This window comes from Microbacterium sp. bgisy189, assembly GCF_057707225.1.
Genome location: NZ_JBYIPT010000012.1, coordinates 41,055 through 65,458, shown reverse-complemented (window position 1 = coordinate 65,458; position 24,404 = coordinate 41,055). Strand labels below are relative to the sequence as shown.

The following is a 24,404-nucleotide window of genomic DNA, read 5'->3' as shown; positions in this document are numbered from 1 at the left end:
TGTACCCGGCAAACAATGCAGTTCTTATGCTAGCCTTGTCGGCGGAGGTGACTGATGGCGGATGCGGCGATCTCGATGATCACCCTGCTGCGTGAGGCGAAGGGCTGGAACCAGACCGAGCTGGCGCGAGAGGCGGGGGTCTCGCAGGCTGTCATCTCCCGCCTGGAGACCGGGGCGCTGGAGCTCACCCCGGATCGCCGGGACGCGCTCGTGAAGGCGCTGGACTGCCCGCCGGAGATCCTCGAGGAGCAGCCCACCGTCCCGGGCCTAGCGATCAGCTGCCTGCACCACCGCCGCCGGGCGAGCACGATGACGGTTCGCACGATGCGACGCATCGAAGCGCTCACGCACCTGACCAGGCTCACGATGGAGGGCCTGCTCACCGGGATCGCGCCGCAGCCGCAACGCACCCTGGTCCGTGACCCGATCGACCTGGACGGCGATCCCCGCGAGGTCGCTCGCCGGCTCCGGGAACGCTGGGACCTCGGCGACGGGCCGATCCGCAACCTCGTCGGCATCGTCGAGTCCGCCGGCATCATCGTGATCGAACGCCCCCTCTCGACCCCCGGGCAGGACGCCGTCTCCACCTGGCCCGGCGACCAGTCCCGGTTCCCGATGATGCTGGTAACCAAGGGCCTCGCCCCCGACCGGCTCCGGTTCACGGTCGCGCACGAGCTCGGGCACCTGCTGATGCACGACATCCCCGGCCCTGAGCAGGAGGACCAGGCCAACAAGTTCGCCGGCGAGCTGCTCGCGCCCGCCGACAGCATCCGCCCCGACCTGGCAGGGCTGCGCACCGGAGAGTTCCGGCGGCTGCTGACCCTGAAGGAGAAGTGGGGCATGTCGATCGGCGCGCTGATCCGCCGCGCCTACGACCTGGAGATCATCACCGACCGGCAATACCGCGAGTTCAACATGCGCCTCGGCCAGATGGGCTGGCGCAACAGCGAACCCGGCGACGTCGCCGTCGAGACCCCGTCCACCCTCACCCAGATCATCAACGCCCACAAGAACATCCGCCACCAGAGCGTCGCCGATATCGCACGGCTGGCGGGCATGACCGAAGACGGCTTCCGCCGTCACTACCTCGGGGAGAACCCTCAACCCGAGAACCTCGTTCCGATCACGTTGGGAGCCGCAACATGACCGACCTCGCCCCGCCCTCCGGTCACCATCCCGCCCCGGTTCCCGCCGGGACGGGCATCGACAGCGCCATCCTCATCCACGCACCGCAGTCCAAGGTCGACCGCATCGCCGCGTTCAGCCGCAACGCGGGCATCACCGCCCTCTACACCGTCGCCGGCGGCAACAAGACCGCCGCCGCCGACAAGCTGCTCACCACCCACCGCTCCATCGCCGGCCCCGAATCGCGCATCCTGTTCGACGCGAACCGCTACTCCGGCAAGAACCGCGCCACCGGCGACGCACCGCTCAGCCTCGAATGGGTCACCTGGCAACTCGACCACGGCGCGCCGGTCGCGCTCACCGACACCGGCTACATCAGCCTCGAGAACATCGCCCAGGTCGACCTCGCGCTCGGCCGCGGCGCAGACATCGCGAGCCAGGCTTCCGGGACTGTGATGACGATGCTGCCCATCGAGTCCCTCATCCTGAAGAACTCCGCCGACCAGCTGCGCACCGCGATCGACCGCGCCGGCGTCCCCGTCGCCCTCGCCCTGGGCCACAGCACCGACCCGTTCGGCGCCGTCGACACCGTCCGCGGCCTGCTGCACGTGCTCGGCTCACAGGTGAGCATCGCGCTGCTGCGCACCGACCTCTCCGCCGTCGCCGCGGTCGCCGCCGGCGCCCGGTTCGGCGCGGTCGGCACCAGCAGCACCCTCCGCCACATCTGGCCCTCCAAGGGCGGCGGCCGCAGCCCCGGCACCTCCGTGCTGGTCCCGCGGCTGATGTCCTACCACCTGCTCGAGCGGCTCCCGCTGGTCGCCGCGCAGGTCCCCGCCGACTACTTCTGGTGCGACTGCAACATCTGCGAAGGCGGCGCGGTCTTCGACCACGTCACCGAGCACACCGCACCCGAACACAGCATCGGCTCGATCGCCACGTTCGCGGCGAACCTGCTCTCCGGAACCCGCGAGGAGAACCTCAAGTCGTTCCGCGAGAAGGCGATGAACGCCCAGACCCTGCACTCCGAGATCCAGGTCGAGATGGAAGACGTCCGCTGGGCGCCTGCCCGCTCACTCGACTCCTGGGTGAAGGCCCTCGACGGCCGGTAACGCGCACGGCAGCGCATCCGACCGGATCGCCCACTCGAACAACCGCTCCTCATACACCCGACGCCACAACGGGCTCAACGCCGAGCCCGCCCGCACGCCGGCATCGCCGCCCACATGCACCTCGACGCTCGACTCGTCACACACCACCAGCGCCGTCCCCTGCGCGTCGAACTCCTCCGCGACCAGCGGCGACCGGCGCGGGAACACGGGAAACATCCCGATCGTCCTCGCCAGTGACCGCAGCGGCCGCAACGCCCGCCTCGTCGGCGTCGGCGCGCCCACCCCGACCATCGCCGCGACCCGCAGCACCGTCGGGCACCCCGCATCCAGCAGGTCACGCACGGCATCCGTCGACACCGCCGGGCCATCCATCCGGGTCAGCCGCAACGACAGCGCGCGCCGGTCCCAGACGACCACCGGATACACGTTCGCGTCCAGGAACGTCGTCAACGGCAACACCGCCGCGCCCGGCAGCAGCGTCGTAGTCGCGTGAGCGGCCGCGGCATCCCGCAGCCCGGGCTCACCCCACGCGCGATCGGCAGCAGTCCGACGAGGGGTCTGCAGCACGATCGAGATGCTCATGCTGCCCCCTCCAGCTCAAATTGCAGACGAGACCCGGCTAGGACCTCCACAACGGCGTCAGCCCGCGGCCGAGCATAGATCGCACCGCCCACACCAACCCCGAGAGTCTGCATCACCCACGGCGGAGTCACAAGCTGGCCCACCTTCGACACCATCTGAGCACCCTCCTCACCCTCCTCCGCGCGACGCACACACACCACCCCCTCGGCCACCTCGAACCGCACCCGACCCGGCACCTCGATCCCCGCCGACACCAGCACGCGCCGCGGGATAGACAACTGCCGACGCGCCCCGATCATCCGCGGCCCATGCACCAACAACCCACTCATGCCTTAACTTTAAGATGACTTTCGATCGACGTCCACCGGCCCCGCCGATTCGGTGGCACGCTGAGACGATGAGCAGCCCCAGCCAGCCGCCATCCAACGCCGACAGCGTCGCTGGCTTCGACCGCACCATCCCGCTCGCTGTCGAGGCCCTCGAGCACCGGGCGCGTGACGTCGAGAGCGTTGCTGGCGCCGGCGACGAGGCTGCGGTAGTCAAGGCATACGCGGCCGCTCGGTTCTTCATCGTCCAGATCGACGTCGACATGCGCGTGCTGCTGCGCGCCATGGCCGCAGACCCCGCTGCGCGGGTCACGACCGAGAAGCTCCTCGCCCTCGTCCTGCGCGAGAGCATCGAAGGCGTCTACAGGGTCCTGGGAGACCTGCAACGCACTGCACGCACGCAGACCGGTCGGTTCGCTGACTTCATCGACATCGAGGGGCTCACCGCGGGGCAGAACACCTACAAGGCAAGCGTCCGGGACATAGCCGATGACCGCTCCTTCAAAGAGACGCTCGTGAAGATCCGCAACGAGGTCGCCGCACACATGTTCAGCGACGACGTCGGCATCGAATCAGGGGCCGCCTGGGTCGTCTCTCGCTCCGTCATGCCCAAGACCGACGACGCCATGTTTGAGAGCCTGATCTTCAGCCGCTCGATCCAAGTCCTCCACGCGCTCCACACCCTCGATGAGGCACTCGCTAATATCCGCCGGATGTGATCGAAGCGGTCGCAAGTCAGCTGGGGAGCTCCAACGCGCCAGACTCGATGCGCGCCTGCCACGTATCGAGGACGAACTCCGCGATTGTCACGGTTGCGTTCAGAGCGAGACGGGCATGGCGAGCAAGCGCTGCGCTGCGAGACGATTGCCCATGTCCGATTCCGAGCTCGTTGCGCAGCTCGGCAAGTGAGCTCACAGTCGTCACGAGCGTTCGGAGGATCTGCTGAGAGGTCTGGCTGGCGCGAGCCGACTCGGGGACGGCTTCCGCATTCAGAGCTAGCAGCTCGGCGACCTTGCGATACAGGCGCGGCACGTCGTCGTTGCCGCCGTAACTCACGCCACTGCGGTCCAGGATGATCTTGAACAGGCTCTCGAGCAGGTTCTTGCACGAGGAGATCGCCGCCGCCGGGTCAGCCACCAGCCCGGCCCGGATCCGAGTGAGATGCTCCTGAAGCACCGCAGGATCCGTGAGCGGCCGCTCGCTCAGACGCAACTCGGGCGCTGAGCCGTGAAACGCGTCGAGTCGCCGCCAGCCATAGACAGCGTGCCCGCTAATCCAATCGGAGGCATACAGTTCATACCCGTCGCGGGCCAGCGCCTCGTTGAAGCCCTTGAGGAGCGCCGCGACCTCCGATTCGTCGGAACGAACGAGGGGATGCAAGATCTCGGCGAGGAACGCGAGAACTACATCGTCATCACCATGCGCGAGGTTGAACCGACTGTCCGAGAAGACCCAGTCGTCGTCCCAGTCGTAGTTGTTCACGCGGTGCTGCCAGATGTCTCCATGCGCATCGCGATACCGCGTATCCGCGCTCGGCAAGCTGCTCAGATCGTAGAGGCGCCCAAGGAAGTCCGGCTCCTGGAGACGGCCCGACCAACCCAACCCTGACAGCGCGATCGAATCGAACAGCTTTCGACGCGTGATGGCAGAGATGCGATTGCGAGATGCCGGCATGCCACCGATGCTATGCACTCCGCAAGCCCGGCCTCGAGACGGTCGGGCCGCGCCCTCAAGCTCACTGCGATTGAGCACTGCACCAGACGACCAGGCCCGAACTTCATGGCAAGTTCAATGTCCCATTGGGCGGCCATGGCACTTGCTCGGAGCGGTGCCGTGCCGCTCTAAGCGTCGTCGATACCCATCGCGCGTCGGGTGGCGGCGTCCAGATCTGCCTGCTCCTGTGGCATCTTCTGGAGCATGGCCTCTACCGTCCGCTGGGAGTAGCCCTGAGCGTCTACGGATTCGCCGTCCTTCGTGAATATGAATCGCTTGCCATCGTGACGACGAACGAACGCCGTAATCACCTTCGCCAGACCGTGCAGGCCGCCGGCGCTGCCGGCAGCTATGCCGAGCACCTTGACTACTTCGATCCAATCAGTCGGATCATAGGAATGCTCCATGGCTGTGTTGTGGTCGATACCGTGCTCGTCGAGAAGCTTCAGGATCTCGTCGCTGTGCTCCGACGGGAAACGCAGCTGCAGGCTGTCGTCGCCGAGATGTCCTAGCGTGACCAGTATGGGTACGACTTCCTTGTCAGTGCTCATGGAGCAAGTGTTCCAGACCGTGAACGCTGTTCGAGCGGTGGTCTCAGTCGCGCACGAACGCTCCGCCCAGGGGCACCGACGAATTAGGGGGAACGATGGCGATCAAGAAGCGCTCGGATACGCAGTTGCGCGCTGAAACTCCGGAGAAGCTGTTCCCGCTACTGCGGAAGACGGGGGAAAACTCAGACACGCTATGGCCGCAGCAGGTCGATCTGCTGCGCGAGTATGCCGAGAAGCGCGTGGGTGCCCGGGATCTTGCGATCGAACTGCCGACTGGTACGGGGAAGACGTTGACCGGCCTTCTTATCGCGGACTGGCGGCGCCGCGAGGGTAAGGGGCGCGCCATCTTCGTCTGCCCAACCAAGCAGCTCGTGCGTCAAGTCGTAGCGGCAGCGGAGAAGGAAGGTATCGACGTCGTCGATCTCTCGGGGTCTTGGAAGCAGTGGGATCCGTCGGCTCAAAGCAAGTACGAGCGTGCGAAGGCTACGGCCGTGGTCCCCTACAGCTCGATCTTCAACACGTCTCCGAAGCTGATTGAGGCAGACATCATCGTGTTCGACGACGCGCACGCGGGCGAGCAGTACGTGTCAAAGGCGTACACCGTCGAAATACCACGCCACCTCTACGGGTCGATTTGGAGCGAGGCGCTGGAAGCGGTCGCACCGATGCTCCCCCAGGAGCGGTATCAGCAGCTCATCGGGAACACCCCCGGCGCAGGAACCCGTGAACTTGTTGACGGTCTCGTCCTCGCCCAACGCGACGACGCACTGCCGGGACTTGCACGTGCTCTCGGCGCCTTCGCGCGCGTTGACCGCTCCGATCGGTTCGCAGCAGCACAGAAATTCGCCTTCGACGCAATAGGAGGCCACCTCGCTGCCTGCACGCTCTACGTCTCCTGGTCGAAGATCGAAGCACGACCCGTCACCCCGCCAACATTCGAGAACTCGCTGTTCGCCTCGGCAACGCAACGGGTCTACCTCTCGGCGACGCTCGGAACCTCTGGCGAGTTGGAGCGCGCCTTCGGAAGGCCATCCGTCGCACGCTTGCACCGCCCCGAGGGAGCACCAACCCCCACCTCCGGACGTCGCTTCCTCGTATTCCCGCACTTGGTTCCTAATGCGGATCCAGACAAGCTCACCAAAGAACTCATCAAGTCGGTCGGGAAGTCCATCGTCATCACCCCGAGCGAGAAGGAGGCGGAGAACGCCAGCACAACGATCGTGCCCAAGAACTGGACTGTGTTCCGAAAAAGCGACGTCGAGGATTCGCTCGACGACTTTGCCGCGTCGACCAAGTCGGTCGCTTTGCTCGCCAACCGCTACGACGGCATCGATCTCCCCGGCAAGGCCTGCCGATCAGTAACGATGGCTGGATATCCCGGCGTCACCAACCTCCAGGAGCGGTTCTACGCTTCCCGTGCGCGCGCGGCCGCCGTCTCAGCCGAACGGGTACGGAGCCGCGTGGTTCAGGGCATCGGACGGTGCACCCGCGGCCCAAGGGACTGGGCACTCGTCATCGTCGCCGATAAAGAGACCACCACCTACCTTTCCCGCGAAGAAATGCGCGCAACACTGTCGCCTGACTTGCAGTCCGAAATCGAGTTCGGTCTGGACCAGTCCGATACGTCGCTCGACGACGTTCGAGAGAACGTCGCGATGTTCCTCGAGCAGGGCAAGCAGTGGCGAAGTGACCCAGAGGAAGAGCTCGCGCGAATCAGGGCTGCTGCCGTGCAGCATGAGCCCGCGGAGGCACCCGGACTCGCGGAGGCGGCGAAGCACGAGGTTGAAGCGATGGAGAGAATGTGGAACGCGGATTGGAAGGCGGCCAGCGAAAAGCTGCACCTCGCGGCGACCGCGTTGACCTCGTATCCAGCGGTGCGGGGCTACCAAGCCACGCTGCTGTTCCGAGCCGCGGTCACCATCGATAAGGCCGCCCGCGATGCAAACGACGAAGAATTGGCCGTCAGGGCGGACGCGCTTGCCGCGCAGGCGGTCGATGCCGCCAAGCCCGCTACGTGGATGGCAGCGTTCCTTCCGTTCCAAGGCCGGCAAGCTCTCGCCCCGAGCGCACAGCTTCTGAGTGCAGCATCACGGCTCAGCACCTATATAGACGGGGTGGGAAGTCCCGCGAAGCTCAAGACCGCGTTCGAGAACATGCTCGATGGCCTCTCGCAGATCGACCACAAGGCCTACGAACCCGCGCTCACACAGCTCGGGCTGTTCCTAGGGGCGCACGCGTTCAAGCCGAAGGGGAACTCGCGGACCGATTCTGCTTGGTGCTGGGACGAGACACAGTGGATCAGCGTCGAGGCGAAGAGCGAACACAAGATCGACGGCGTTATTGGTGTGACCGACACCCTGCAGGTGAACGGGCACCTCGCACTTGTGGCGGAAGACAGAGCGGTCGCGGTCCCCGAGATTAGCGCAGCGGTTATGGTCACCCCGCGCACGCTCGTCCATAAGGACGCGATCGCAGTTGCCGGCGGAGACAGCTACCGCGTGACACCCGACGACATCCGCGCACTCGCGACAGATACCGAGCGGCTCTGGGAAGGTCTGCAGCTACTGCGGAACATCAAAGTGGCGAGCGAACGTACCGATGGAGTTGTGAAGTTGCTCGATCAGCACCGGTTACGGCCGGAAGACGTTCTCGACAGGCTTACTGTCACACGTATCGGGGAGGTCTGACGGCAGCCATCCAGCCCGACACCCGCCGCGTCCTCATCGTGACCGAAGCACTCCACGACCCAGCTCCCACCGATGTTGACACGCTACGAAACGACCCCGCAAGAGCGCTCAAGCAGCACTGGCAGCCCGCCACCGGTTGCATCTCACAGGTGAGTGTCGACATACCGCCCGAGGATGTAGAAGTTCGACCAAGCTGAGTCGCCCGGGGCGCCGCTCTCAGTCACGCTGACGACATCGATTCCCTCGCGGTTTAGGGCGTGTTGATCAAGTCATCTGCCCTTGTCTCGGTGAGCCTTGAACGGTGATGCGACACGAGATCTCTGACGAGGCGTGGGCCGTGATGGAGCCGTTGATGCCGACGGTTACGGGCCGGTCGAGGCCGTGGACGAATCATCGGCTCGCTGTCGAGGGAATGGCGTGGAAGTACCGCACCGGCGCTCCCTGGCGGGACGTGCCGGAGCAGTATGGGAAGTGGAACTCCATTTACAAGCGGTTCAGCCGATGGGCCGCGGACGGCACCTGGGAGAAGCTGCTCGCGGAGGTCCAGAGGCAGGCAGATGCCGCCGGGAAGATTGACTGGGTGGTCTCGATCGACTCCACGATCGCGCGTGTGCATCAGCACGGCGCGACCCTGAAGCGGGACACAGGGGGCTCTACCGAATGACAGGAATCCGTGGGTCGAGCCGCCGGATCACGGGATCGGACGCTCTCGCGGCGGACTGACAACCAAGCTGCACATGGTCTGCGATGGCCGTGGCCGGCCGTTGGGCATGCTGATCACCGGCGGCAACGTCAACGACACCACGATGATGACCGCGGTCCTCGAAGACATTCGCGTGCCCCGCGCCGGTAAGGGTAGGCCCCGAACCCGCCCGGACCGGGTACTTGCCGACAAGGGCTACCCTTCGAAGGCGAACCGCGCCTGGCTTCGCAGCCGCGGGATCGCTGCGACCATCCCGGAGCGTGACGACCAGATCGCGCACCGCCGGAAGCGGCCGGGTCGGCCGATCGACTTCGGCGACCAGCAGCAAGCTCGCTACAAGGGGCGCAACGTGGTTGAGCGGTGCTTCAACCGGCTCAAGCAGTGGCGCGGGATCGCGATGCGCTCTGACAAACTCGCCCGCAACTACCGCGCCGCGATCTGTCTCGCCGGAACTTTAATCTGGGTCAAGACCGGCGCGCGCTGAGCGGACTTGGGTGAGCCGCTTACACCTTCGTGGAGCGGGCGTGAAGTTGAGCGACGAACTCCTCGGCGGCGGCGAGTTGGATTCTGAGACGGTCGCGCCGCTCGAGCGCCTCCTGCCGGACACTCTCAAACCGAGCATCAAGTTCCGGATCGCGCGGGTTGGCGTTGACCAGATTGATGAGGTCGAGCAGCTCACGCATCTGGTCGAGGCTGTAGCCGAGGGGTTTCATCCGGCGGATCAGCATCACCCGTGCCTCGTCGTCGGCGGTGTAGAGGCGGAACCCGCCATCGGTGCGTCCGGACGGAGTGACGAGACCGATCTCGTCGTAATGGCGGAGGGTGCGCAGTGACAGACCAGTGCGCTCGGCCAGTTCACCGATGTGCATCGCCGCGTCAGTCATGATCCCCGATTTCCTTCAACCCTCACGTTACGTTAGAGTCTCGTTGTTCGCTCGCACCCTGTCGTGCAGCATCCATCCTCTCCCGAATCTCTGAGACTTCCCGGCGCAACGGAGCGCCTTCCTGCGGGCTTACATCCCCGCCGACCACGAAGGAGCACCGTGACCGCCGTCGTGCCCACGCAAGATCCCGCCGCCCGCTACCGGATCGAACCGACCGTTCTGCAAGCGCTGCGCAGCCCCCGCATTCTCACCCGCGAAGTCCTCGCCGGACTGGTCGTCGCGATCGCGCTGATCCCCGAAGCGATCGCGTTCTCGATCATCGCCGGGGTCGACCCCCGGGTGGGGCTGTTCTCGTCGTTCGTGATGGCGGTCGCCATCGCATTCCTCGGCGGCCGGCCCGCGATGATCACCGCCGCAACCGGCGCCATCGCGCTGGTCATCGCCCCTGTTGCCCGCGAGTACGGGATGGACTACTTCATCGCCACCGTGATCCTCGGTGGGCTCATCCAGATCGTGCTGGCACTTCTCGGGGTGGCGAAGCTAATGCGGTTCATACCCCGCAGCGTCATGGTCGGGTTCGTCAACGCCCTCGCCATCCTCATCTTCATCTCGCAGATCCCGCAGCTGCTCGGGGTGCCCTGGATGGTCTACCCGCTCGTGGTCGCGGGCCTGCTCATCATGTATCTGATGCCGCTGCTGACCCGTGTCGTCCCGGCACCGCTGGTCGCGATCGTTCTGCTCACTGCCGCCGCTGTCGTGTTCGGTATCAGCGTCCCCACCGTCGGCGATCAGGGCCAACTCCCGCAGAGCCTGCCCGAACTGTTCATCCCGAACGTTCCGCTCACCCTGGACACCCTCGGCATCATCTTCCCGTTCGCCGCCGCGATGGCCATCGTCGGGCTCCTCGAATCCCTCATGACCGCGAAACTGGTCGATGACATCACCGACACCCACTCCCGAAAGACCCGCGAAGCGTGGGCTCAGGGGGCGGCGAACATCCTCTCCGGCGCGTTCGGTGGCATGGGCGGCTGCGCGATGATCGGGCAGACGATGATCAACGTGAAGGCATCCGGAGCCCGCACCCGCATCTCCACCTTCCTCGCCGGCGTGTTCCTCCTCGTCTTGGTGCTTGTGCTCGGCGACATCGTCGCCGTCATCCCCATGGCCGCCCTCGTCGCCGTGATGATCGTCGTCTCCGTCGCCACGTTCGACTGGCACAGCATCCGCCCCACCACCCTCAAGCGCATGCCGCTCAGCGAAACCCTCGTCATGGTCGTCACCGTCGGCATCACCGTGTGGACCCACAACCTCGCCATCGGCGTCGGCGTCGGCGTCATCGCCGCGATGATCCTCTTCGCCCGCCGCGTCGCGCACTTCACCACCGTCACCCGCGAGATCACCGACCAAGACGGCCAGCCCACCGCCCGTTACACCGTCGACGGAGAACTGTTCTTCGCCTCCAGCAACGACCTCACCACGCAGTTCGAATACACCCACGACCCCGACCGCGTTGTCGTCGACCTGACCCGCTCCCACGTCTGGGACGCATCCACCGTCGCCGCGCTCGACGCCATCCACACCAAATACGAACACCTCGGCAAGACCGTCACCTTCACCGGCATGAACGACGCCACCGCCCGATTCCACGGCCGCCTCACTGGCGGACTCGGCAACGCGCACTAACTGGACTCCAGCGACCCCGGCACTAAATCAACACGCCCTAGGGAGTTCACGGCGGATTGAGGATCGTGTGCGTCGGTAACGGCTGGATGCCCGCTGAACCGCCAGCTTCCGGCATCCTTCATTGAGTGCCTGTCGAACCGGCCGTACACCAGCACGTTCCGGACCGCCTCGCTCAACTGCTCCTTCTCGAGGGCTTCGTGCTCGCCATCTATGTATGCGATCGAGTCCGCATCGTGTCGTGAAGGCTCGCGCTCGTCGGGGAGCCAAGTGTCGGTGATCGCAAACGCAATCCCAGGACCAACAGCCAGCTGAATCGAGATCTCATCCCGATCATCGCGGTAGCCCGAGACTGGCCAGACTGCAGAGCGCCCCGCGGCCATGAAGTCGTGCGCTGCTGTCTGAAAGGTCGAGGCCAACTGATCAGAGATGGCTATAACGATCGAGCCGTAGTGCAGGTGCTTCATGTGTGCACCATATCGGCGCACGGCGACCCGCTTGGCTCGTGGGTCGGCTCGGTAGCCTGGCTCAACAAGCAAGTGCAACCAGAATCGAGCTTCATCTTGATGAGCGACGAACTCATTCGAATCGCGCTGACCTGGCCAGTGAGCACAATCGACGGAGAGCCTTCACTGACAAGCGGCATGCTCGTCGTGCTCCGAGAACCCGGAGGCGACTTCCTCCTGAGCGTCAGTGCTGGGGATGAGAACTTTCCAGACTGCGATGAGATCCAGTTCCCGTTGTCCGCAGAACATGCGCGGCTCGTCCAACGAGCTCTCGCCGGGGAACAACTAGGCGACATCGAGGACTGACTCTGTCAGTCGTAGCTCTTGTTGCTACAGCGAGTGCCGTCGGCGTTGAAATTCTCTCTCGCAGCGGTGATGACGCGGAACCCTGGACACGTCTCGAGTTAACGGCCAGCCCTGACGCGGCATCGGTCTACCCGTCGTACCGTTCCTGCACGGTTCTCACGATTGCGCGTCGAAGCCTTGCTGAATCCGGCTACACCGCAAGTGAGAACTGATGAATAGTGCTCCCTGCAAGAAGGTACTTGCACCAGACGCCTTCCCGCTCGGCAGCAGCACCCAGCGCCGGCGCATACCGATCACGCTGCCTCGCACCGCGTACCCCAAGTCGGCCACCGACATTCTGCAGGGCTGACCGCCTCCCGCTGGCCCGCTCAGAACCGGTGTTGACGCATTGTCCGCCCACCCCTTAGAGTAGTGAATGTCACATTCACTACTTGTCCACTTTGAGGGAGGACTCCATGCCCACCAAGACCCGCCGTTCCAGCACCACCCGGCGCACCCCGGAAGAGCGCCGCGCGCAAGCCGAAGCGCTACACGCCCAGCTCACCGCCCAGGTCACCACACTCGCCGAGAGCGAGAACTGGAAGGCCTGGCTGCGGTTCGCCCGCATTGTCCGGCGCCGCTCATTCTCCAACCAGATGCTCATCCTCGCGCAGGGCGGCACCTACTGCCTCGGCTACCGCCAGTGGGAGAGCCTCGGCCGACACGTCGTCAAGGGCGCGAAGTCGATCAAGATCTTCGGCTACTCCACCAAGCGCATCGTCGAGGTCGACGAGACCACCGGCGAGGAGTCCACCAGCAGCCGGGTGATCTACCCCGTACTCTCCGTCTTCGACGTCACCGACACCGAGGGAGAGCCGCTTCCCGAGCAGCCCGCCGTCTACCTCGAGGGAGACGACGTCGCCGGGCTGTTCGACCAGCTCGCCGTCTACATCACCGGCCAGGGGTGGAACGTCGCGCTCGAGGACATCGAGCAGGACGGACTCAACGGGTACACCGATGGCCTCACCCGACAGATCCGCGTCGACGCGAAGATGGCGCCGGCCATGCGAGTCAAGACCCTCCTGCACGAGATCGGCCACGCACTCCTGCACTTCGACGAGGGCAGCACGCGCGAGCACCGCGGCGTGATCGAGACCGAGGCCGAGTCGGTCGCCTACTGCGCCGGTGGACTCCTCGGACTCGACACCAGCGCGTGGTCGATCGGTTACGTCGCGGGATGGGCCGGCGGCGACGTCGACCTCATCCGCAGCGTCGCCGGCAACGTCCTCCGCGCCGTCAACGCGATCGCCGACGCCATGCTCGGCGAGGAGAGCCAGGAAACGGCCGCGTAGCCGGATCCGGGGACGGGCCCGCCCATGCCCGTCCCCGGATCACCCCTGTCCGCGAACACCCCCAACCGCGGCCTATACCCCTAGACGCACTCACCCGGAGGAACCATGGATCTCGCCCTCAGCACCGCGCGCGACTTCGCTCCCCTGCTGCTGGGCAGTGGTGGTCTCGTCGGCATCCTCGTCACCCTCGACACCATCCGGCGCGCCGAGCGCACCGTGCGGCGCACCCTCAAACTCCTCGCCAGCCTCGCCATCAGTGCAGCCGCGCTCGTCGCGGCCGTCGTCCTCGGCGCCATCCTCTTCCTCTGAACGGACCACCATGACCCGCCGCACCACCCGCACCGCATCCGCCGCCGGCGCCCTGGTCGTCGCACTGCTCGCCGGCGCGATCGCCCTCACCACGCAGGCCGCCAGCAGCAGTCCCGCTGCGACGATCGAGACCCCACCCCCCGCATCCGCCGCACCGCCGGCAACGCCATCGGCTGACCTCACGGCAGAAGCCACCGCGAGCCTCGAGCAGCTCGAGCAGCTGGACATCGCCGAGGCTGACAATCAGGACACCTATCAGCGCGACGCCTTCGGGCAACGCTGGGCCGACATCGACCGCAACGGCTGCGACCAGCGCAACGATGCGCTCGCGGCCGCGCTCGAGGACATCACCACCAAGCCCGGCACCCACGACTGCGTCGTCCTCACCGGAACGCTGCACGACCCGTACACCGGGCTCACGATCACCTTCCAGCGCGGACAGGGCACCAGCGAGCTCGTGCAGATCGACCACATCGTGCCCCTCGCCTGGGTATGGCGCCAGGGCGCCGACGAATGGGACGAGACGCAGCGCGAACACTTCGCCAACGACCCGCTCAACCTGCAGGCCACGGACGGCAGCGCCAATCAGTCCAAGAGCGACCGCGGGCCCGCCGAGTGGATGCCCCCGGCCGCGGACTACGGATGCGTCTACGCATCCCGCTTCGTCGACGTCCTCGCCGCGTACCAGCTGACGGTCAATCCGGCCGACTACACCGCCCTCCGCGCGCAGCTCACCAGCTGCGCCGCTTGACCCACACACCGAGAGGACCAGACACCGATGAGCACGCTCAACAACATCGTCATCACCGACGACACCGGCACCCGATACAACGACCTCTTCACCGACATCCCGCTCGACAGCTACGAGATCACCCGCTCCTCAGTCGGATTCCATTCCGTCGACGCGATCGTGCCGGCAGACCCCTACTCGCCCCGCGCCTCCGAAGAGGGCCCGCTCGGCGCGCTGCTCCTTCGCTGGGCGCAGGCGCACGTCGCCGGCCGCAACTACATCATCAGCTGGCAATACATCGACGCGCACGACGTCCATACCGTCGCTGTCGCCGACACCGCCACCCGCGAGCTGCACTTCGTCAATCTGTTCGGCCACGTCATCGCCGGCCGACGTAGCTATCGTCTCCGCGAGCTCGCCGACGCGCTCGACCTCCTGATCGACGCCACCTTCGACTGAGGAGCCGGCGATGCTATCCGACGAGGTCGCCAAGAGGATCGTCCACGGCAGCCCCGAGGGCTACGACCTCGGATGCCAGACCCGCGCCGGATGCGCCAACCACCACCACCCCACACTCATGACGTGCTTCGCCGCCGCCATAGCCGTCCGGGACGACTGGCTCCTCGCCAAGCTGCCCCGCAACGAACCCATCCCCAAGTCCGCTCGACGACTGCGTCGCCCATCCCCCGCCGCACGGAAGGAAGTCCCATGACCGACCCCGAGCTCGCCCCGTGGCCCGCGCTGCACATCGGAGACCGCACCCTCATCAGGGAACGCGGCACTGCACGAGAGCTCACGGTCGACGTCGTCACCCTCCTCGAACCGATCGAGGGTGAGGGAGCAGGTTTCGTCGACGACCGCGGCCGCGTCATCCGTCACCACTTCTACGACGCCCGCCCCATCGCTCCTGACGCCGACCTTGCCGACCCGCGCGACGTCGACGCGCGCTTTGCCCAACTGACCGCCGAGCTCCTGAACATGAGGACACGATGACCACGCCGTTGACCACCGCCGAGATCCGCCTGCTGCACCAGGCGCTCGAGCTTGCCGCCGGCTACGCGAACAACGAGCGAGACGAAGCCGCGATCCTCGAGCTCAGCGCCCGCATCCGCCGGGCACAGAAGACCATCCCGGCCGCACCGGACGCGCACACCACGATCCTCGCGACGATCGACGCCATCAAGCGCGCCGGCCGGCACGAACAGCTCACCCCGCAGCTGCTCGACAGAGTCGCGGACGAGCTCCTGCAATCCCCCCCGCTCTGACCGCCCCGCGCGGTACACTAAGGCGCGGCACCCGGCTGTTGAGCAGGTTCCCTCCCGCCCCTCGGGGCGATGGCTCCTCCTCAGTTGGATCGTTGGTGAATGTGACAATTTCCACGCTCCGGCCGGGTGCCGTTTCTCTTGCCCCGGCGGCACGCGATCATCGACGATTACTAACCGGAGGGCCGGTCGCCCTCACATACTCAGACCAGGTGCACTCAACCGCGAGACGCATCGCATCGTCCGGGAAGTAGCCGATCAACACTCGCCGATCGGGATCTCGATCAAACGTCACCGACCGCAACAGCCTGCGGCCGCGGATCTCGACATGGCGGATAATCGCGATCCGCTTACTGTGATCGAACACGTACCAGATCCCCGGCTCCGGTGACGCCTGCAGCTGAGACATCGGAGACCAGTGCTGCACCACAACAGCGAACCTTATGCTGACGCACTGACAACCGCGCGCTGAGCCGCTGCCGTCAGCTCGTCAACGGCGCGCCGGATCCGTAGGCATCGTGGTCATACCGTTGTAGCGCAGCAACGACCTTGGCGCTCGTGATCTCATAGCGGGCGACAGCCGCCGCGGCACCCCGGAACAGCGCAGCGTTGGGATACACGCGGCCGCACACCGGGCACACCGCGAACTCGTTCGGATCGGACGAACCCGCCGCATCGAAGGTAAGGCACCCGTGACGATCGGCACTTCGCCAATCCTGGGTAGCCGAATCATTGCCGCAAGCGCAGACCTGATTTTCGCCGTCCTCATCAACCGTCGCGATCCCGTCGACGGGGACGGTCGGGTACGGCCAGTTCACGACGCCGCGCTCACGGCTCTCGCCTTACGGGGACGCTTCTTCGGCATCGCGAGCTCATTCGCTGTAGTGAGCTTCGCGAAGCTGGCGAACAGCGCTCGCAACCGGTCAGCTTCCGTTGCTGCTCCACGCAGCCCCAGAGTCTTGTCGACAGCAGCGTCGAGTTCGCGGTGGGCACGGAGCAGCTCGGGCGACATCGCCAGGGGGTTGTAGTGGTCTGCGAGCGAGCGTTCTGGGCGTAGCGCTCTCGCATCCAGAACGGCTCGGCCGCCGGCGATGATCGCGGCACGCTGTGAATCGGTGATGGCAGGCAGCGGGAAGGTGTTCCACGTCAGGGTGCTCGAGAAGCGCAGACGAGACTCGAGGCGGCCTCCGATGGTGCGCTGCCAGGTGATGAATGCCGAAGACGAGATCACTGCGAACGCGAGGCCGTCCGGGTCATCTGCTTTGAAGTTGGCGTCACCGCAGATCACATCCGGGGTGAACAGGGCTGTCGGGAAGAACTTGCGGGTCTCGCTCGCATGCCGCGGCACGCAGACATAGGGCGTGTCGGGCTGCGACCTTTGACCGAATAGGTGCGGCGTTTCCGCCATCTGCCGAGTGGACTCGGCCCTCGATGCTGCGCGGAACTGGCGCACGGCATCCAGCCGCCGGCGGAGTATCGGTGAGCGGGCAATGTCGCTGGGGTCCAGATCGACGAGCCACAGACACCACCGGGGCTCGTTGTGGATGAGCTGCCGGGCGCCGACGAACGGTCGGACGTACTTCGCGGCGATCGGATCCGCCATGACCTCCGCGTAGTCGCCTGGCTCGATCAGGAGGTTGCCGTCGTCACGAGCCATGTTCCCGAACACCATTGGAGGAAGCGCCGAGGCCAGTGGGCTTCGGCGCTGATCGACCAGGACAATCGGGCCGTCCACCAGGTAGCCGTTGAGCTGATCCACCACGGGGATCTCGACGGGCTCGCCTTTGAGGTTTCCGGAGTAGTCAAACAGCCGCGCCCTCTTCCTCGACGGCCGGTCGAATCCGATCACCGAACAATGCACTGCCGCGGCACCGGGCGCCTCACTGGACCAGGCGAATGTCCGATGTGCGAACTTGACTCGCCACCCTGCGGCGAACACAGGGCCGAAGAGCGCCGGCACAGGCTCCCCCTGCGCGATCGAGTTCGTCGAGACGAAGGCGAACTCGCCCCGGTAGCCGGGACGGCCGAGCAACTCGAGCGCCTTCGCATACCAGCCGGTGACGTAGTCCAGCCGCCCAATGTCGTCCCGCCGCCACACGTCGCGCAGTTCCTGCGCTTGCTCTGACGAGCGGGTGGCGTGGCCGAGGAAGGGTGGGTTTCCCATGATGTACAGGTGCTCGGTCGGTCCTAGGACGGTTGCCCAATCGACGCGCAGCGCGTTGCCGACGACGATGCTCTTGATCTTGTCCAGTGGCAGCGGATCGGGCGCAGATCCTAGCGCCAGCTCCATCGCCTGGTTCGCCTGGTGCTCCACCAGGTGCAGTGCCGTCGCTGCGATCTGGGCAGGCCATTCCTCGAGCTCAATCCCGTGGAAGCTCGATAGCCGCACGGCCAGGTGCTCCTCGGTGAAGAACATCGTGCGGGCCGTCTCGCCGGACAACTCCTGGATCCGCAGCAGAACCTCAAGATCGAGTGCTCGCATCTGCCGGTAACCGACCACCAGAAAGTTGCCGCAGCCGCACGCTGGATCCAGGAACCGCATCAGCCCCATGTCGGCACGCAACTTCTTGAGCTTGGCGGTGTCGTGATATCCGTCCGTGAACCGCTGCCGCAGTTCATCGAGGAACATCGGGCCGATGACCTTCATGATGTTGGTCTCGGTTGTGTAGTGTTCACCGAGCTCACGCCGAGCTGCCTTGTCTTTGACAGCCTGGAAGAGGCTGCCGAAGATGGCCGGCGAGATCGCAGACCAGTTGAACATCGCCGCCGAGATCAGCCGGTCACGCATGCCGGCATCGAACGACGGGATCGACACCGATTCCTCAAAGACCCCGCCGTTGACGTAGGGGAACCGCGAGATTAGCTCGTCGAGGTTCGACTGCCGACGAGACGGCTCGCGCCCCATGACCTGGTACAACAACGACAGCTGAGGCCCGAGGTCGGAACCATCCGTCGCGGTGCGGGTCTCGAGGAACTCGAGGAACAGATCGCGATCCCACACTCCGGCGTCATCAGCGTAGAGGGCGAACAAGGTGCGCACCAGGAACACCGACGCCTCGTGATCGTCGTACCCAGACCCCTCGAGAGCCTCGTAGAGGGACGCCATCAGCTTCGCCGCTTTGATTGACGCCGACTCCTGCGCCTTCGATCCGAAGGTGCGCTCACCGTACCCGGCGAGGAACGCCAGCGCGTCGGCACGATCCCGCATCTGGGTCAGGGTGAACTCCTGCACGCCCTCGCTCTCAGCGTGAAGGTCGAGCAGGCGGAACCGGCGGAAGTCGCTCGTGATGACCCACCGAGGAACCTCCGGGTCGGGAAGGTCGTCGATGTAGTCGAGCGCCTGCTGCTCGGCCGCAACGAGATCTTTGCCGGCCGACTTCATCTCGATAAGTGCGAGACCAGGGATCAGCGCGTCGATGTATCCGCGCGAGCCGGTCGATGAGCGCTTGACGCGCTTCTCGTAGAACGCCGCGCGGGTCTGGGTGATCCCGTACACGCCGAGCAGATCCCGAACGAAAGATTGCGCTTGCTGTCGCTCGTCGCCGGGCTCATCCTGCCAATCGCGGGTGAATTGCGCAGCGCGGGCTCGGATCTCATTCATCGACAGTGACTTCGGCACGATCCCAACGGTATCCGCCCAGGCCCCTCTCGCCTCATACCACCCACCCTGCCCACGGCGTGGCTGGGGATGCTGCGGCGGCATCATCATCATCATGCATTGACATGGGTGACTACCGGCCCTAGGGTAGTGAATGTCACATTCACCACCTACCGAGGGGGTCTCATCATGCGCGCGTTTCCCGTGAACCGCGACACCATCGACCTGCTGGTCACCGCCGCCTACATTTCCACGCCCGCCTACCGCAGCAACACTCCGCGCGAGCTCGCGGAGAACGCCGACCGGATGGGTCAGAGCCTCTGGGACGAGAACTACGCGAGCGTCAGCTACGCGATCAAGCAGCACATCGCCGCACCGCGCTACGAATGGCAGCCGGTCGCCGAGATCGTCCCCATGGCCGATGACGAGCAGGCGTTGCAGATCGAGCGCAGCCGTCTCTTACTCGCCGAAGTCTCCTGCCACCACCCCGGATGGGATCAGTCCCCTGCGCGTGACCTCGTCGAACGCCTCGGCGACGCGATCGCACGTCGGTTCGCCCACCGGACGCTCGTCGACTCCCCCGACCACCTGGGCGTGAAGGAGTACGAGGGCCTGCACCGCGCCGCGGAGGTCTGGGAACGGGAGATCGGGTTCCGTCACCCGCTCGCCCACGACGCGGCCGCGCGGGAAGGGAGCCGGCCATGACGCTCACGATCATCCACGCTGCCGCGGAAGGCACCCTCATCGAAGGGACCAGCCGGGGCGACGGCACGGCCGATGCTCTCAAGGCCAACGGCTGGCGGTGGAGCCGGGCGCTCGGATCCTGGTACATCCCCCACTCCCGCGACCGCGAACCGAAGACCGCGATCATCAACCGCACCGCCGAGCAGCTCACCTCTGCCGGGTTCGTTGTCGAGATTTCGATCGACTATGAACGCCGGGCTGCGGCCGTCGTCGAGGCTGACCTGGTCGACCGCAGGGACGACCGCGCTGCCGCACTGTCGGAGCGCGCCGCTCGGCGCCAACAGGACGCCACAGAGGAGGCGGAGCGCGCAGCACGCGCGCTGCGACGTCTCCCTGAAGGTGGCGAGCCCATCAAGGTCGGACACCACTCGGAGGCCGGCCACCGCCGAGCGATCGCGAAGGCGGACGCGGCGATCCGCCGCTCGATCGACGCCGACGCGGAGGCACGGCGCGCCCAGGTGCGTGCCGACATCGCGGCCGCGTCGAACGATGCGCGGTACGCGCCGATCACTGTGGCGAACCGGATCGAGAAGCTCCGTGCAGACCTTGCCGGGATCCGTCGACGTCTCGACGGTTCCCGACGCACCCTCCCCGGCGGGTATGTCGAGGTCACGGTCGCAGCGACCGGCGCCTACGCCGAGCGGCTCGAGCGGGAGCTGGCCGCGACCGATGATCAGCTCATCTACTGGCAGGAGGTCCGGGCCGAGCAGATCGCGACCGGTGTCGCCACCGACCACAGCAGGGACACCATCGACGTCGGGGACCAGATCAAGTACTTCGGTAGCTGGTGCACCGTCACGCGCACAAACCCGAAGAGCGTCACGATCGTCGACGCCTACGGCCACCGTGGCACCGTCCCGTACACGCATATCCGCGAGCACCGTGCCGGCCAGAGCGGGGCGAGCTCATGACCATCGCCGCCCGTCCCCGCACGATCCCGGAGCCCACGACTCGTTGGCTCCGCCGGCTCGCGATCGCGCTGCTGTACATCGCGGCCGCGGTCCTCGCTGGGTGGCTCGGGATCCTCGCCGCGCCGATCCTTGATCGCATCATCATCACCGCTGTAGCGGTGATCCTCGTCCCCCTCACCATCGCGCTCGTGATCGACTTCTTCCGCAATCCTGATTGAGCGTCCGATGCCCGCCTACAAGGTTCAGTGGCAGCAGCGCGTTGACGTCACCGCCACCGTCACTGTGGAGCTCGACGAGCTCGCAGCATGGGCCTGCGAGCATCTCGGGCTGCGCACGCTCGACGTCGGCACGCCGACGGATGCAGCGCCGGTCGGGGTTCGGCGGATGCTCGAGCTGAACAGGCCTCTCCGGGAGGAGCTGCTGCAGCGGTGGGCAGCGGCGCACATGCCGCACAGATGATGTCCCACTCGGACGAGCAGAGCAGAGGCCCCGCCGGCGAAGAGCTGCCGGCGGGGCCTCTGCTGTCAGTCACGCGAGCCGCTGCGCGAGCTCGTCGATCTTGTCGGGACGGAAGCCCGACCAGTGATCCTCATCCGTGATGACGACCGGCGCCTGCAGATAGCCGAGCGACTTGACCTGCTCGAGCGCCGCGGCGTCCTCGCTGAGGTCGACGACGTCGTAGTCGATGCCCTTCGCATCCAGTGCGCGATACGTCGCGGTGCACTGCACGCACGATGGCTTCGTGAACAGCGTGATCGACTTGTCGCCGTTCGTCAGTGTGGTTGTCATGGGTGATCTCTCCTCCTTTCTGGGTCTCGTTTGCTGAGCATGGCGGACAGCTCAGACACGGGCAGCCGCGCGGCGCTTGAGCCACACGATGAGCGCGATCGCACCGATCAGGATCGCGAGAATGACGAGGATCTGCCCCCAGCCGAGCCCAACGCCGTCGACGACAGCGATCGCCACGGCATCGCCCTGCTCGAGCAAGTGGTACTGCAGCATCCACGCGCGCAGCGGATCGAGGAACATCCCCAGCGACACGGCGCCGCTAGCCAGGACGAGCACGGCGATCAGCAGCAGCGAGATCCAGTCGTCTTCCGACACGCTCTGGTTCGACATCCGGCTCATCCCTTCTCTCGGGGCCAGGTGGCCCGCAGCGTCATGGCGGCCACGATCACGCAGCCTCGGGTCGGCGGTAGCTGACCACCGAGTTGTCGAAGACCGTCAGCAACCCGTCCTCGCCGTTGTCGAGGTCGCGGTACTCGATCGCGAGGTACTCGTCGTCGACGACATCGGGCTCCACACCCTCGATCACGGCCCACAGGCCCAAGGCCGAGTCGACGAGCAGGAGATCTCCGACCTCGAGCTCCACCGCGGGCCCCTCGAGCGATTCGCCGTACCCGTCGCCGTCCGCGGCCGCGTCGACGTCAGGTGTCTCGTCGTCGACATCGGGGACGAACCTGACTCGCTCGCGCGGGTCCAGCGGAGTGACGTTCGCGGGGCGGAGGGGTTCGTGCTTGCTCGTCGACGAGGCCGCGGGATCCCACGGGACGATCTCGGCCGAAGCCCACTGGAAGTAGTCGGGCTCGATCTCCTCGCCCTCGCCATCGTCGGTGAGCTCCGCTTCCGGGTCGCGCACCATCATCCGCTCGTAGTCCGCGACCTCGGGGCGCAGCGCCGCCAGGTGATCCCAGTCGCCCTTGTCGGTGGAGTCGAGCTTCGCTGGATCCGGCGTGTAGAACGCCTGGATCTCAACGGGGAGGGACTCGGCGTTCAGGGTGACGCCACGGCCGCGCTTGTTGCGCGGGATCGCGACACCGACCGCGAAGCTGTCCCACATCATGTTGGCGCCCTGCGGAGAGAGACGGCCGAAGCTGACGCGGGCGCCGAAGTTGTCTCGCATCTCACCGCCGAGGAACTCGACGTCGGGACGCTGCAGGCCCAGCAGGATGTGGATCTTCGCGGATCGCGCCAGGCGGGCGAGGTCGGAGAGCAGATCGAGGACGGGAGCCTGCGCTGGCGCCCCCTTGGGCTTGACCGTCTTGTACCACCGCTGCACGCGCGCCTTGAACGTCGCGTACTCGTCGATGATCAGGGCGAGCGGGTCGAAGTCCTCGAGACGGGCCGTGCCGTTCTCGAGCTGCGAGTACCGCTCCTCCATGAGCTCGTGCGCGGCATGCAGCATCCGCACCTGGTGCTCCACGCGCGCGCCGACGAGCTCGACGTTGGGCCAGTCCCGGAACCCGGCGAACTCGATCCTCTTCCCATCGAGTACCCACACCCGCCAGTGCGCGTGCGCCAGGTGGGTGAGCACCGTGTGCTGAAAGCTGGTCTTGCCCGATCCGGTGCCACCGATGACGAGGCAGTGCGGAGAGACCGCCGGATGCCACGACTGGATCTGGCCGTCCTCGTCGGGGCCGATCGGGATCCTGAACGCCTTGTAGGCGGCATGGGTGAGCGCGGCTGCGGGCTCCACTTCGTGCAGGACCATGTCTGGCATCGTCGGCCGGACCTCGAACGTGATCTTGTCGCCTTCGAGATCCCAGTGCGCCCGCCACCGGCCGGGAAGCATCGAAGAGACCACCTTCTCGACCTGAGAGCGTCGGGCGGCGATGGCCATCTTCGGCCCCACGTTGTGCTTGACCTCGATCTTCGAGACCGATCCGTCCTCGGCGCTCTTCACAGAGACGTTCGCGCTCGGGTCGATGACCAGCTTGACGACCTCGATCGCGCGCTGCTGCTCGCGGGAGATCGGATCGCTGGCTGGGGCGAGCTCGACGACGAGCACGCAGCGCCTCGAGTTGTGCTTGCGCACCCGGTACTCCGCTCCGAGCCGGCGGGCCAGGCCGGCGAGGATCTGATCGACGAAGCGAGGATCGGTGTCGTCGACGTGTGAGGCGTATCGGATCTTGATGCGCTCCGGGAGTCCCACCCATCCGCGGGTCCACTTCACCGGCTCGACGAGCGCGCGCGTCGGCTGCGCCGCGCCGAGCAGTGGAAGCACCGCCTCGATCGCCGGGTCCATCCGACCCTCACGCTGGAAGGTGCGCACACCGGACACGACGGCGGCGGCGGCGAGCAGCACCGCGACGACCCACAGCAGCGGAACCAGATCGGTGAACGGCCGCACCGCGTTCAGCCCCGTCACTGCCGTCGCCAGAGCGATGCACAGCAGCGCCGGGATGATCCCGGTCAGCTGACGTCGGGGAAGAACACCCAACGCCACCGCTGCCGGTGCGGGCGGTCGTGCCGGCGGACGTGATGCCACACGAGTTGCCATTCGAGCCTCCTGAGCGGGCCGAGTACTTCACGACCCTCTTGCGAGGTATAGGCCGGCGATCGGCTCC

28 protein-coding genes are annotated in these 24,404 nt (G+C 66.1%); 18 read left to right on the top strand and 10 right to left on the bottom strand.

The features are described from left to right. The first annotated feature begins 54 nt into the window (after positions 1 to 54). Both AC3ENX_RS13360 and AC3ENX_RS13355 read left to right on the top strand, forming a co-directional pair. Entirely contained in the window at positions 55 to 1,146 is a 1,092-nt protein-coding gene (locus AC3ENX_RS13360) for an XRE family transcriptional regulator (RefSeq protein ID WP_061682412.1), read from the top strand. Continuing rightward, entirely contained in the window at positions 1,143 to 2,234 is a 1,092-nt protein-coding gene (locus tag AC3ENX_RS13355) for a hypothetical protein (protein ID WP_061682415.1), read from the top strand. Before AC3ENX_RS13360 ends, AC3ENX_RS13355 begins: the two co-directional genes overlap by 4 nt. On the opposite strand, the gene AC3ENX_RS13350 is transcribed toward AC3ENX_RS13355, so the two are convergent. Further along, complete coding sequence (locus AC3ENX_RS13350) at positions 2,196 to 2,816, bottom strand: hypothetical protein (RefSeq protein ID WP_061682416.1); 621 nt, start codon at positions 2,814 to 2,816, stop codon at positions 2,196 to 2,198. The genes AC3ENX_RS13355 and AC3ENX_RS13350 overlap by 39 nt on opposite strands. A 397-nt stretch (positions 2,817 to 3,213) precedes the next feature. Here AC3ENX_RS13350 and AC3ENX_RS13345 point away from each other — a divergent pair, with 397 nt between their 5' ends. Then, positions 3,214 to 3,861 carry a hypothetical protein gene (locus AC3ENX_RS13345; RefSeq protein WP_251448559.1) on the top strand — a complete coding sequence of 216 codons (648 nt, stop codon included), beginning with the start codon at positions 3,214 to 3,216 and terminating at the stop codon, positions 3,859 to 3,861. A 16-nt stretch (positions 3,862 to 3,877) separates the two neighbouring features. Here AC3ENX_RS13345 and AC3ENX_RS13340 read toward each other — a convergent pair whose 3' ends face one another. Together AC3ENX_RS13340 and AC3ENX_RS13335 are read right to left on the bottom strand one after the other, a co-directional pair. Further along, positions 3,878 to 4,816 (bottom strand): abortive infection family protein, encoded by a 939-nt coding sequence (locus AC3ENX_RS13340; RefSeq protein WP_061682422.1) that lies wholly within the window; start codon positions 4,814 to 4,816, stop codon positions 3,878 to 3,880. Between the two features lie 167 nt (positions 4,817 to 4,983). Further along, entirely contained in the window at positions 4,984 to 5,406 is a 423-nt protein-coding gene (locus tag AC3ENX_RS13335) for a hypothetical protein (protein ID WP_061682425.1), read from the bottom strand. A 95-nt stretch (positions 5,407 to 5,501) separates the two neighbouring features. Here AC3ENX_RS13335 and AC3ENX_RS13330 point away from each other — a divergent pair, with 95 nt between their 5' ends. Both AC3ENX_RS13330 and AC3ENX_RS13325 read left to right on the top strand, forming a co-directional pair. Continuing rightward, positions 5,502 to 8,093 carry a DEAD/DEAH box helicase family protein gene (locus AC3ENX_RS13330; protein WP_061682427.1) on the top strand — a complete coding sequence of 864 codons (2,592 nt, stop codon included), beginning with the start codon at positions 5,502 to 5,504 and terminating at the stop codon, positions 8,091 to 8,093. 304 nt (positions 8,094 to 8,397) lie between these two features. Then, positions 8,398 to 9,280, top strand: a protein-coding gene (locus AC3ENX_RS13325) for an IS5 family transposase (protein WP_246367098.1) whose coding sequence is annotated in 2 segments (ribosomal slippage) — positions 8,398 to 8,751 and positions 8,753 to 9,280 — 882 coding nt in all. Because the reading frame shifts where the segments join, the coding sequence is not laid out codon by codon here. A gap of 19 nt (positions 9,281 to 9,299) precedes the next feature. Here AC3ENX_RS13325 and AC3ENX_RS13320 read toward each other — a convergent pair. Next, complete coding sequence (locus tag AC3ENX_RS13320; RefSeq protein ID WP_061682430.1) at positions 9,300 to 9,680, bottom strand: MerR family transcriptional regulator; 381 nt, start codon at positions 9,678 to 9,680, stop codon at positions 9,300 to 9,302. A 159-nt stretch (positions 9,681 to 9,839) separates the two neighbouring features. Between AC3ENX_RS13320 and AC3ENX_RS13315 the strand changes: the two genes are divergently transcribed. Then, the gene (locus AC3ENX_RS13315) at positions 9,840 to 11,363 is read left to right on the top strand and encodes a SulP family inorganic anion transporter (protein WP_061682431.1); all 1,524 of its coding nucleotides are present in this window, start codon (positions 9,840 to 9,842) and stop codon (positions 11,361 to 11,363) included. Here the strand turns inward: AC3ENX_RS13315 and AC3ENX_RS13310 are convergent. Then, entirely contained in the window at positions 11,360 to 11,827 is a 468-nt protein-coding gene (locus AC3ENX_RS13310) for a hypothetical protein (RefSeq protein ID WP_061682440.1), read from the bottom strand. The genes AC3ENX_RS13315 and AC3ENX_RS13310 overlap by 4 nt on opposite strands. 99 nt (positions 11,828 to 11,926) lie before the next feature. On the opposite strand from AC3ENX_RS13310, the gene AC3ENX_RS13305 reads away from it, so the two are divergent. The 8 genes from AC3ENX_RS13305 (at position 11,927) to AC3ENX_RS13270 (ending at position 15,807) form a co-directional block, all read left to right on the top strand. Beyond that, positions 11,927 to 12,172 carry a hypothetical protein gene (locus AC3ENX_RS13305; RefSeq protein WP_217585032.1) on the top strand — a complete coding sequence of 82 codons (246 nt, stop codon included), beginning with the start codon at positions 11,927 to 11,929 and terminating at the stop codon, positions 12,170 to 12,172. 455 nt (positions 12,173 to 12,627) lie between these two features. Continuing rightward, entirely contained in the window at positions 12,628 to 13,503 is an 876-nt protein-coding gene (locus AC3ENX_RS13300) for an ArdC-like ssDNA-binding domain-containing protein (RefSeq protein WP_193599309.1), read from the top strand. 105 nt (positions 13,504 to 13,608) lie between these two features. After that, positions 13,609 to 13,812, top strand: coding sequence for a hypothetical protein (locus tag AC3ENX_RS13295; protein ID WP_193599308.1), 204 nt, complete (start codon positions 13,609 to 13,611; stop codon positions 13,810 to 13,812). A 10-nt stretch (positions 13,813 to 13,822) separates the two neighbouring features. Then, positions 13,823 to 14,563, top strand: a complete 741-nt coding sequence (locus tag AC3ENX_RS13290; protein WP_193599307.1) for an HNH endonuclease family protein — start codon at positions 13,823 to 13,825, stop codon at positions 14,561 to 14,563. Positions 14,564 to 14,590: 27 nt separating this feature from the next. Continuing rightward, positions 14,591 to 15,001, top strand: a complete 411-nt coding sequence (locus tag AC3ENX_RS13285; protein ID WP_251448554.1) for a hypothetical protein — start codon at positions 14,591 to 14,593, stop codon at positions 14,999 to 15,001. Positions 15,002 to 15,011: 10 nt separating this feature from the next. Next, positions 15,012 to 15,254: a hypothetical protein gene (locus AC3ENX_RS13280; RefSeq protein ID WP_370428834.1), complete on the top strand. Its 243-nt coding sequence runs from the start codon at positions 15,012 to 15,014 to the stop codon at positions 15,252 to 15,254. Beyond that, complete coding sequence (locus AC3ENX_RS13275) at positions 15,251 to 15,535, top strand: hypothetical protein (protein WP_251448551.1); 285 nt, start codon at positions 15,251 to 15,253, stop codon at positions 15,533 to 15,535. Before AC3ENX_RS13280 ends, AC3ENX_RS13275 begins: the two co-directional genes overlap by 4 nt. Then, positions 15,532 to 15,807 (top strand): hypothetical protein, encoded by a 276-nt coding sequence (locus tag AC3ENX_RS13270; protein ID WP_251448548.1) that lies wholly within the window; start codon positions 15,532 to 15,534, stop codon positions 15,805 to 15,807. Before AC3ENX_RS13275 ends, AC3ENX_RS13270 begins: the two co-directional genes overlap by 4 nt. Before the next feature lie 479 nt (positions 15,808 to 16,286). Here the strand turns inward: AC3ENX_RS13270 and AC3ENX_RS13265 are convergent, their stop codons facing one another. Next, positions 16,287 to 16,622: a hypothetical protein gene (locus AC3ENX_RS13265; protein WP_251448546.1), complete on the bottom strand. Its 336-nt coding sequence runs from the start codon at positions 16,620 to 16,622 to the stop codon at positions 16,287 to 16,289. Then, positions 16,619 to 19,768 carry a DNA methyltransferase gene (locus tag AC3ENX_RS13260; RefSeq protein ID WP_434812301.1) on the bottom strand — a complete coding sequence of 1,050 codons (3,150 nt, stop codon included), beginning with the start codon at positions 19,766 to 19,768 and terminating at the stop codon, positions 16,619 to 16,621. The genes AC3ENX_RS13265 and AC3ENX_RS13260 overlap by 4 nt, the downstream gene beginning before the upstream one ends. On the opposite strand from AC3ENX_RS13260, the gene AC3ENX_RS13255 reads away from it, so the two are divergent. Genes AC3ENX_RS13255 through AC3ENX_RS13240 form a run of 4 tightly spaced genes read left to right on the top strand, consistent with a single transcriptional unit; the run spans position 19,709 to position 21,516 of the window. Continuing rightward, entirely contained in the window at positions 19,709 to 20,107 is a 399-nt protein-coding gene (locus AC3ENX_RS13255) for a hypothetical protein (protein WP_434812300.1), read from the top strand. The genes AC3ENX_RS13260 and AC3ENX_RS13255 overlap by 60 nt on opposite strands. After that, positions 20,104 to 21,057 (top strand): DUF3560 domain-containing protein, encoded by a 954-nt coding sequence (locus AC3ENX_RS13250; protein ID WP_251448541.1) that lies wholly within the window; start codon positions 20,104 to 20,106, stop codon positions 21,055 to 21,057. The genes AC3ENX_RS13255 and AC3ENX_RS13250 overlap by 4 nt, the downstream gene beginning before the upstream one ends. Continuing rightward, positions 21,054 to 21,275 carry a hypothetical protein gene (locus AC3ENX_RS13245; protein WP_251448539.1) on the top strand — a complete coding sequence of 74 codons (222 nt, stop codon included), beginning with the start codon at positions 21,054 to 21,056 and terminating at the stop codon, positions 21,273 to 21,275. The genes AC3ENX_RS13250 and AC3ENX_RS13245 overlap by 4 nt, the downstream gene beginning before the upstream one ends. 7 nt (positions 21,276 to 21,282) lie before the next feature. After that, on the top strand, positions 21,283 to 21,516 hold the full coding sequence (locus AC3ENX_RS13240) for a hypothetical protein (protein ID WP_251448537.1): 234 nt from the start codon (positions 21,283 to 21,285) through the stop codon (positions 21,514 to 21,516). Between the two features lie 69 nt (positions 21,517 to 21,585). Here AC3ENX_RS13240 and nrdH read toward each other — a convergent pair whose 3' ends face one another. From nrdH to AC3ENX_RS13225, 3 genes are read right to left on the bottom strand one after another with little or no spacing between them, the layout of a single operon-like run. Then, positions 21,586 to 21,846 carry a glutaredoxin-like protein NrdH gene (gene nrdH, locus AC3ENX_RS13235; protein ID WP_193599295.1) on the bottom strand — a complete coding sequence of 87 codons (261 nt, stop codon included), beginning with the start codon at positions 21,844 to 21,846 and terminating at the stop codon, positions 21,586 to 21,588. Between the two features lie 51 nt (positions 21,847 to 21,897). Then, positions 21,898 to 22,176, bottom strand: a complete 279-nt coding sequence (locus AC3ENX_RS13230) for a hypothetical protein (RefSeq protein ID WP_193599294.1) — start codon at positions 22,174 to 22,176, stop codon at positions 21,898 to 21,900. Positions 22,177 to 22,231: 55 nt separating this feature from the next. After that, entirely contained in the window at positions 22,232 to 24,325 is a 2,094-nt protein-coding gene (locus AC3ENX_RS13225) for an FtsK/SpoIIIE domain-containing protein (protein ID WP_434812299.1), read from the bottom strand. Between the last annotated feature and the right edge of the window lie 79 nt (positions 24,326 to 24,404).